The organism is Mesobacillus sp., from assembly GCF_049588175.1.
Classification (GTDB): Bacteria; Bacillota; Bacilli; order Bacillales; family Cytobacillaceae; genus Mesobacillus.
The window spans coordinates 1-5465 of record NZ_JBAVFI010000629.1; the positions used below are offsets into that span (position 1 = coordinate 1).

At 41.9% G+C, this 5465-nt stretch carries 8 protein-coding genes; 3 read left to right on the forward strand and 5 right to left on the reverse strand.

Going from position 1 to position 5465, the window contains the following annotated elements; translation table 11 throughout:
• Positions 1-194: 194 nt before the first annotated feature.
• On the reverse strand, positions 195-380 hold the full coding sequence (gene ytzI / locus WB217_RS15155) for a YtzI protein (protein WP_423994073.1): 186 nt from the start codon (positions 378-380) through the stop codon (positions 195-197).
• A gap of 127 nt (positions 381-507) precedes the next feature.
• On the opposite strand from ytzI, the gene WB217_RS15160 reads away from it, so the two are divergent.
• The gene (locus WB217_RS15160) at positions 508-948 is read left to right on the forward strand and encodes a Dps family protein (protein ID WP_423994074.1); all 441 of its coding nucleotides are present in this window, start codon (positions 508-510) and stop codon (positions 946-948) included.
• 181 nt (positions 949-1129) lie between these two features.
• Here WB217_RS15160 and WB217_RS15165 read toward each other — a convergent pair whose 3' ends face one another.
• Positions 1130-1387: a DUF6154 family protein gene (locus WB217_RS15165; RefSeq protein ID WP_207500925.1), complete on the reverse strand. Its 258-nt coding sequence runs from the start codon at positions 1385-1387 to the stop codon at positions 1130-1132.
• Between the two features lie 256 nt (positions 1388-1643).
• Here WB217_RS15165 and WB217_RS15170 point away from each other — a divergent pair, with 256 nt between their 5' ends.
• Both WB217_RS15170 and ytkD read left to right on the forward strand, forming a co-directional pair.
• Positions 1644-1964, forward strand: a complete 321-nt coding sequence (locus WB217_RS15170; protein ID WP_423994075.1) for a hydrolase — start codon at positions 1644-1646, stop codon at positions 1962-1964.
• 106 nt (positions 1965-2070) lie between these two features.
• Positions 2071-2547, forward strand: a complete 477-nt coding sequence (gene ytkD / locus WB217_RS15175) for an RNA deprotection pyrophosphohydrolase (protein ID WP_423994076.1) — start codon at positions 2071-2073, stop codon at positions 2545-2547.
• 140 nt (positions 2548-2687) lie between these two features.
• Here the strand turns inward: ytkD and WB217_RS15180 are convergent, their stop codons facing one another.
• The 3 genes from WB217_RS15180 to WB217_RS15190 are packed head-to-tail and all read right to left on the reverse strand — an operon-like array spanning position 2688 to position 5266.
• A complete protein-coding gene (locus tag WB217_RS15180; RefSeq protein ID WP_423994077.1) occupies positions 2688-3494 on the reverse strand; it encodes an ABC transporter permease in 807 nt (268 codons plus the stop codon).
• Positions 3475-4251: an ABC transporter ATP-binding protein gene (locus WB217_RS15185; protein ID WP_423994078.1), complete on the reverse strand. Its 777-nt coding sequence runs from the start codon at positions 4249-4251 to the stop codon at positions 3475-3477. The genes WB217_RS15180 and WB217_RS15185 overlap by 20 nt, the downstream gene beginning before the upstream one ends.
• Before the next feature lie 19 nt (positions 4252-4270).
• On the reverse strand, positions 4271-5266 hold the full coding sequence (locus WB217_RS15190; protein WP_423994079.1) for an ABC transporter substrate-binding protein: 996 nt from the start codon (positions 5264-5266) through the stop codon (positions 4271-4273).
• Positions 5267-5465: the final 199 nt, after the last annotated feature.

Consider the following 5465-nt stretch of genomic DNA (forward strand, 5'->3'; position numbering starts at 1 on the left):
GTTAAAAGCATAAGATTGAGAGACCCCCTAATTTTTTGATTAGGGGGTTTTTATTTATTGGCTCTGTTAAACAAGTATGTTGATTTTCGTTCCAGGCGCTTCGCTTTCCGCGGGGCTGGCGCTGAGCCCGCAGGAGTCTACGCGCCTTCCACTACAATCAACAGGTTTTAAAAACAACATTGGGCGAACAGAGCCTAATTTTTTTCACCTTCAGTTTCATCTTCTGGCACTTTGGAAGCTTCTGAATCGCTGCTGTTTTGATCTACTGAGTCGACAGGGTCGACGGTATGTTTAAATTGATAGGCTTTAGATGTAGTCACAACACTTAACACCAAAACGATGATGACGATGATGACAGAAATCATTAAAACTGTATACATAAAAAGGCCTCCTTTGCTTCAAAATTATTGTAGCATGTTCTTTTCTGCCATAGGAAAAAAGTTGCTGGTTCTATGTTTTTAATTGTGGCGGCAGGGGAATATACAAGCATGAGGAGGATGAAATATTATGGCGAAAAAAGATGTTATTCAAGCAGTTAATCAGCAAGTAGCAAACTGGACAGTCCTGTACACTAAAATTCACAACTATCATTGGTATGTGAAAGGACGTCACTTCTTTACGCTGCATGTGAAATTTGAAGAGTTATATAATGAAGCAGGCATGATCATAGATGAGTTTGCTGAAAGAATTCTTGCTCTTGAAGGAAAGCCTGTGGCAACTCTTAAAGAATGTCTGGAAATGGCTACAATCAAAGAAGCAAAAGGGAATGAAAAGGAAGAAGACATGGTCAGCCAATTGCATGACGATTTCTCGAAACTAGTGGATGAACTTCAGCAGGGCATCGAAGTTGCTGAACAGGAAGAGGACGCAGCTACAGCCGACATGCTGACAGAAGTTAAAAAGAGCCTTCGTAAGCATATGTGGATGTTCAAGGCTTATCTTGGATAAAAAAAACTGGCCAAATGGCCAGTTTTTTTGTGCGTTTTTCTGAAACACCTGTGTAAAAGCCCATTTTTAATCTTAAGCCGAAGATAAGTATTTAGAGTCACAATCAGCATGTAAGTTAAAAAAGCATAAAAAAAACCGGCTGGGAGCCGGCTGCTTATGTATGGTCTATTACAAGATAAGGTCAATGAATATTGCGTGAGGGATATGAGTTGACTGAGCGAGCCCCGAAATCATCCTGAGCAAACTTTCCTTTTAAGCTCTCGATTAAATAAAGGCCCATCAAATCATAAAGCTCCTGCTTATCGAGGTCCTGTATAATTTTTAACAAGTCTTCGCGGCTCATTTCCTCAAGAAAAGCAAAAGCCAGCATATCAATATCCTCTTCATCACCGGTCAATTTGTTGCGATATAGCTCGTATAGCTCATCAATAAGTTTCAATTCATTTCACCTCTCATTCTTTCGTTCCTAACCATTTGTGTCTTATATTATTAAATACCCTCAATAGGAAAAAATATGCCTTAAAATTGAAGTATTTTCCTGAGGGTCAATCCTTCATCTATCTCTGTATTTGGTTTTCATTTTAACATAATTCCAGCTTGAAAAGTAATCAGCGGACTGAAAAAATAAATAATTTTAAAGTTATTCAGTATAAACAAATATGCAGACAGGGAACGATATCCATGAGGTGAGCCACATGACAGAAGGCAAAAAAACGTACTATATAAATATTAGTGAAGGTGAAATTTCGAGCGTATCGACTGCCTCTCCATGGAATTTTAAAATTGAAGCTAGTGATGAAGAAATAACAGGGTTAAGAGAGATTTTTGAACAAAGCTATTCGACTGGATGGCAGGATTTCCTGAGATCACATGTGCCATATGTTCAATATCATTATGACAGAGAAAATGATGCTTTGGACCGGCTACTGGTTCAAGCATATGGAATGATCTACAAGCTCGGGGACGAAGAAGCAAAGAAGCATATAGAAAGCATGGGAATCCTATCCGAAGAATAGAAGCTCAGGTGGCCGCAGGTAATAGCCTGCGGTTTATTCATTTTGTTTCACTCGCCGGGAATTATTCCTTATAATATAGACATGTTATTGTCGGGAGAGATTACAAATGGAGAACTTTACTGATGTGAATGGAGCAGGAGTCACCCTTGCTTTCCAGGATAACGTCTTTGATAAAAGACCTAGACATATCCTTGTCATTTGCAGATATAACGGTGCATGGCTGCTGACCAGGCACAGCATTAGAGGGCTTGAGTTTCCAGGCGGAAAAGTAGAGGAAGGAGAAACCCTTGAAGATGCGGCCCGCCGTGAGGTTATCGAGGAAACAGGAGGCATATTAGGTAATCTTGTCAGCATTGGGGAATACAAGGTAGCCGATGCAGCTGGATCTTTTGTAAAGCGGATTTTCTATGGCGAAGTGAAAGAACTTATCCTTCAAGACGATTACCTTGAAACAGCAGGACCAGTCCTGGTAAACGGAGATCTGCTCACTGAAAGGATGAAGGATGAGTACAGTTTTATTATGAAAGATAATGTGGTAAAAAGGAGCCTCGAGTTTTTAGAGGAGAAGTATGATTTGATATAAGGTATAAGGGCTGTGCTTGAGCAAAGGGTACCTTTTTTAATATCAATGTTGATTTTCAGCACCTGTTGATTGGAGCGGGAATCAACAGTTTATTTTTAATACCAACTAACGAAACCGGACATAACTGCCCGGTTGTTTAGTTACTGATTATTTTTAATAAGCCTCTTTTCCAGCAGCTCGACAAGCTGATACATAAGTGTTGCAAATACGGCTATGACGAATAGAGACAGGAATACTAACGTGAAATTGAAAACCTGGAAGCCGTAAATAATCATATATCCAAGCCCACGAGCGGAGACCAGGAATTCTCCGACAATGACCCCTACCCATGAAAGTCCGACGTTGACCTTCAGAGTTGAAATGATGGTCGGGAACGAGGCAGGCAGGATCGCTTCTCGGAAGCATTGTATTCTCGTTGCTCCGAAGGTCTGCAATACTTTCAAGTAATTGGGATCGACTTCTTTAAATGCAGTATAAACTACAATGGTGGTAATAATGATTGAGATGATCGCACCCATTGCCACGATGGAGGTTAAGTTAGTGCCAAGGGCTACGATTAATATCGGGCCCAGTGCTACTTTGGGCATTGAGTTGAGAACGACCAGATATGGATCCAAAATTTTTGAAAGAATCGGTGACCACCATAAAAGGGCTGCAAGAACAGTACCCATTAGCGTTCCAAGGATAAAGCCCAGAACAGTTTCTGCGAGTGTGACCCCAATGTTTACTGCTAAAGATCCATCCAGTGTTTTCACGATAAGCAAGTTCCAGATTTTTGATGGGGCACTGAACAGGAGCGGGTCAATCCACTTAAACTGGCTTGCCGCTTCCCAGAGTGTGAAAAAAGCTACAAATATTAAAAGCTGATAAATTCGCACAATATTTTTTTCGCGCCGTAAATCTTTTAAATACTGCTGGTGGAGGAGTTCAGTATTCTTCTGGTTCAAGGGACTCCAACTCCTTCCATATCACCTGGAATAATTCATTGTATAAAGGGTGGTTCCTTGCTTCAAACGGCCTAAGAGTGCGCAACGCTTCTGGTATGATGAATGTTTTGTGCAATCTGCCTGGCCGAGGTGAGAATAGAAAGATTCTGTCGCTCATCGCGATCGCTTCCCCAATATCATGAGTAACAAGGATTGCAGTTTTCTCAAATGCTTTGAAAGTAGTTGCGACCAGATCCTCTAGCTTTAGTTTTGTTTGGTAATCCAATGCGGAAAAAGGTTCGTCAAGCATGAGCAGCTTTGGCTCCGTGGCTAGTGTCCTGATTAGGGCCACACGCTGGCGCATTCCGCCTGAAAGCTGTTTAGGATAGAGGGATTCGACATTGCCTAATCCCATTTGCCCCAGCAGGTTCCTGACCTCTATCTTCCTGGATTCATTCAATGTGCCGCTTATTTTCAAGCCGAGAAAGATGTTTTCTTCGATCGTCTTCCAAGGAAACAAATAATCCTGCTGCAACATATAGCCTGTTTTATCAGCAGCATCCTTAACTGATTTTCCTTCGAGTGCGATTTGACCATCTGTCGGTTCAATAAGCCCTGCAATGATCGAGAGCAGCGTTGTTTTGCCGCAGCCGCTCGGACCCAGGAAGGAGACAAATTCCCCTTCCTGGACATCGAGTGAAATATTATTTAATGCAGTGACAGCAGAAGTTTTTGTGAAATATGTGTGATGGATTCCTCTTAATGTCAAAAAGTCCATTGGGCTGCAACCTCCTGTGTTATTTCATGACTTTACCTGCGACTTCTGTATTCACTAGAGTTTTGTGGTCGACTTCCTTAGGAAGTTCTCCTGCTTCATCCATGATGTCCTGCAGATTATTCCATTCTTCTTCATCAAGAATTGGATCTGTTGCGAACGATCCTTGGCTCTTATACCTTTCGACTACTGTTTCGATTAAACCAAGATCTGTATCTTTAAAATAAGACTGGATAGTTTCAGCTGTTTCTTTAGCGCTGTGAGTCTCTACCCATTGCTGAGCCTTGTAAATGGCACGAGTGAACTTCTCGATTGTTTCAGGGTTTTTCTTCATATAGCTTTGCTTTGCCATAAATGTGGTATAAGGAACATGGCCGGACTCCGTTCCGAATGAAGCAACAATATGACCTTTGCCTTCTTTTTCAAACATGCTTGCAGTTGGCTCAAACAACTGAACAAAATCCCCAGTGCCGGATGCAAATGCATTAGGAATATTGGCGAAATCGATGTTCTGAATTAAATCCAGGTCTGCTTTTGGGTCAATTCCATGCTTTTTAAGAACGAATTCTCCTACCATCTGTGGCATTCCGCCAGTACGCTGGCCAAGGAAGGTAGTTCCTTTTAGCTGATCCCATGAGAAGTTATCGATTTTGTTTCTGGAAACGAGGAATGTGCCGTCTGTCTGTGTCAATTGAGCAAAATTGATGACGGGGTCATTAGAGCCTTGGGCATAAACATAAATTGATGTCTCAGAGCCTACAAGGGCCACATCTGCTGCGTTTGAAAGGACTGCTGTCATCGTCTTGTCGCCGCCCCATGTCGTAGTCAGCTCAACCTTTAAACCTTCATCCTCAAAAAATCCCTTTTCAAGGGCAACATATTGAGGAGCGTAAAAAATTGAACGTGTTACTTCTGCAACCTTGACTGTCTGTACCTTGTCTTTACCGCAAGCCGCCAGAGGTATAATAAGTACAGCAATCATCAATAAAGCAAAACCGGCTTTTAACCAATTTTTCATAACAATGCCTCCTAATAAATGGGCTGATTTTTAACTTACGATATCGTATGAGACTGGAAAAAATGTGTGAATGCCTATAGAAAAGCTGAAGCGTCTCGGTCAGCCCCGACAGGCATAAGACGAACCGCGAGAAGGCAGGTTTTCAGCCAGGCAACAACCCCGAATGAACTCCGTTGGAGCCTTGCGACACGGTGTTAGC